This window comes from Xanthobacter sp. BG11Y11_SDJG (genome assembly GCF_057364445.1).
Window position 1 is genome coordinate 1 of sequence record NZ_JBNFNU010000519.1, and the last position, 2,470, is coordinate 2,470.

The following is a 2,470-nucleotide window of genomic DNA, read 5'->3' on the forward strand; positions in this document are numbered from 1 at the left end:
GCGGGCGTCGCCGGCGTCATCTGCGCGCCGACCGATGCGGCCATGGTGCGGACCATCCTCGGGCCGTCGGGCCTCGTGGTGACGCCCGGCGTGCGTCCGTCCGGGGCCGACGTGGGCGACCAGAAGCGCATCGCCACGCCCGCCGACGCGCGGCGGGCCGGTGCGGACATGATCGTGGTGGGTCGCCCGGTCACGGCGGCCGCCGACCCGCTGGCGGCGCGCGGGCCATCGTCGCGGAGCTGGCCGCGGCCTGGAGCGGCAAAGGGGGGGGCGCAGGGATGGCGAAGGGCTACTGGTTCTTGAACCTCGATGTGGTCAACCCCGTTGACTTCATCACCTACCGCGACGCGAACCTCGATTACGCGCAGCGGCACCACATTCCGTTCCTGGTGCGCGGCGGCGATTTCGAGCAGATGGAAGGCATCAAGCGCCACCGCAACGTGCTGGTGGAATTCCCTTCGTTCGAGGCGGCGGTCGCCGCCCATTCCTCGTCCGAATACGCGCCGATCGCCCGGCTGCGCGGCGCGACCGCCATCTGCGACCTTGCCGCGGTGGAAGGCTTCGACGGCCCGCAGCCCTCGGCCGCGCCGCCGACGCCGGTCGCCGGCCGGCCGCTCGGCTACTGGATGGTGCGCATCGATGTGAGCGATCCCGAGCGCTACAAGGACTATGCCGCTGCGGTGGCCGAGCCGTTCGCCGAATTCGGCGCCTGGTTCGTGGTGCGGGGCGGGCGCAACACGCTGCTGGAGGGCAAGGGCCGCCAGCGCTACGTGGTGCTCGCCTTCACTGACGTGGAGACGGCGCGCGCCTGCTATTTCTCGCTCGGCTATCAGCGCGCCCTCGCCATCCGCAAGGAGGCCGCGGAGGCGGACTTCGTCATCATCTCCGGCTTCACCGGCCGCGAGACCTTCTCCGCCTGAGGGCGGCCCGTCTGCCGCGAAACCCGGAGCACCAGTCCGTGTCCGATCTGCGCATCGTCATCTCGGGAGCCGGCGGCCGCATGGGCCGCGCTTTGATCTCGGCCATCCTCGACACGCCGGGGCTCGCTCTGGCCGGGGCGCTGGAATATGCCGGCAGCACCCATCTCAACGAGGATGCCGGCCTGATGGCCGCCGGCCGGCCCGCCGGGATCAGCGTGACGAGCGTGGATGCCGCGCTGCCTTCGGGCGACGTGGTGGTGGATTTCTCGACCCCCGCGGCCTCGGTCGGGCTCGCCCGCCGCCTCGCCGCCACCGCCACGCCCATGGTGATCGGCACCACCGGCTTCTCGGCCGCCGACCTCGCCGCGCTCCAGGAGGCGGCCGGCGCCATCGCCATCGTCCGGTCCGGCAATATGAGCCTCGGCGTGAACCTGCTCGCCGCGCTCACCCGCCGGGTGGCGCAGACGCTGGACGAGAGCTTCGACATCGAGATCGTCGAGATGCACCACAACAAGAAGGTGGATGCGCCCTCCGGCACCGCGCTGCTGCTCGGCGAGGCGGCGGCCGAGGGCCGCGGCCGCCATCTGGACGAGTGCTCCGAGCGCGGCCGCGACGGCGTCACCGGCGCCCGCAAGAGCGGCCATATCGGCTTCGCCAGCCTGCGCGGCGGCTCGGTGGTGGGCGAGCACGTGGTGATCTTCGCCGGCCCGTCCGAGCGCATCGAACTCGCCCACAAGGCCGAGGACCGCCAGATCTTCGCCCGCGGCGCGCTCGCCGCGGCGCGCTGGGTCAAGGGCCGCCCCGCCGGCCTCTATTCCATGGCCGACGTGCTCGGCCTCGCCGATTTCTGAGGAGCAAGAAGAAGATGTCCGATCGCGTCCTCGTCCTCGTCCGTCACGGGCAGAGCGAGTGGAATCTGAAAAACCTGTTCACCGGCTGGCGCGACCCCGGCCTCACCGAGCAGGGCGTCGCCGAGGCGAAGCGCGCCGGCACGCTGCTGAAGGCAGAGGGCCTCGCCTTCGACATCGCCTTCACCTCCGCGCTCACCCGCGCCCAGAACACCTGCCAGCTGGTGCTGGACGAGATGGGCCTCGGCGGGCTGAAGACCATCCGCGACCAGGCGCTCAACGAGCGCGACTATGGCGACCTCGCCGGCCTCAACAAGGACGACGCCCGCGCGAAGTGGGGCGAGGAGCAGGTGCACCAGTGGCGCCGCTCCTACGATGTGCCGCCGCCCGGCGGCGAGAGCCTGCGCGACACGGTGGCCCGGACGCTGCCCTTCTACATCCAGGAGATCCTGCCCTGCGTGCTGCGCGGGGAGACCACGCTGGTTGCGGCGCACGGCAATTCGCTGCGCGCGCTGGTGATGGTGCTGGAGCGCCTGTCGCCGGAGGGCATCATGAAGCGCGAGCTCGCCACCGGCGCGCCGATCCTCTACCGGCTCGCGGCGGATTCCACCGTGATCGAGCACCGCGACCTGATCGCCTGAGGCGCGGCGAGCCGCGGCTGGCGCGGCGCCGCCGAGTGGGGCGCGCGGTCCGCGTCGCGCG

3 protein-coding genes and 1 pseudogene are annotated in these 2,470 nt (G+C 72.1%); all 4 read left to right on the top strand.

Annotated features, from left to right (window positions below):
• Nucleotides 1-251 (top strand): annotated as a pseudogene (locus AC2W7M_RS23780) (orotidine 5'-phosphate decarboxylase / HUMPS family protein); the annotation flags it as partial.
• Between the two features lie 27 nt (nucleotides 252-278).
• On the top strand, nucleotides 279-920 hold the full coding sequence (locus tag AC2W7M_RS23785) for a DUF1330 domain-containing protein (RefSeq protein ID WP_486135431.1): 642 nt from the start codon (nucleotides 279-281) through the stop codon (nucleotides 918-920).
• Nucleotides 921-958: 38 nt separating this feature from the next.
• The gene (gene dapB / locus AC2W7M_RS23790) at nucleotides 959-1,771 is read left to right on the top strand and encodes a 4-hydroxy-tetrahydrodipicolinate reductase (protein WP_486135427.1); all 813 of its coding nucleotides are present in this window, start codon (nucleotides 959-961) and stop codon (nucleotides 1,769-1,771) included.
• Nucleotides 1,772-1,785: 14 nt separating this feature from the next.
• On the top strand, nucleotides 1,786-2,409 hold the full coding sequence (locus AC2W7M_RS23795; protein ID WP_486135429.1) for a 2,3-bisphosphoglycerate-dependent phosphoglycerate mutase: 624 nt from the start codon (nucleotides 1,786-1,788) through the stop codon (nucleotides 2,407-2,409).
• Nucleotides 2,410-2,470 lie beyond the last annotated feature (61 nt).

Bases quoted from the DNA above. Each gene is read 5' to 3' on its own strand.
- AC2W7M_RS23795 (WP_486135429.1), top strand. From the start codon at position 1,786: ATGTCCGATCGCGTCCTCGTCCTCGTCCGTCACGGGCAGAGCGAGTGG.
- AC2W7M_RS23785 (WP_486135431.1), top strand. From the start codon at position 279: ATGGCGAAGGGCTACTGGTTCTTGAACCTCGATGTGGTCAACCCCGTT.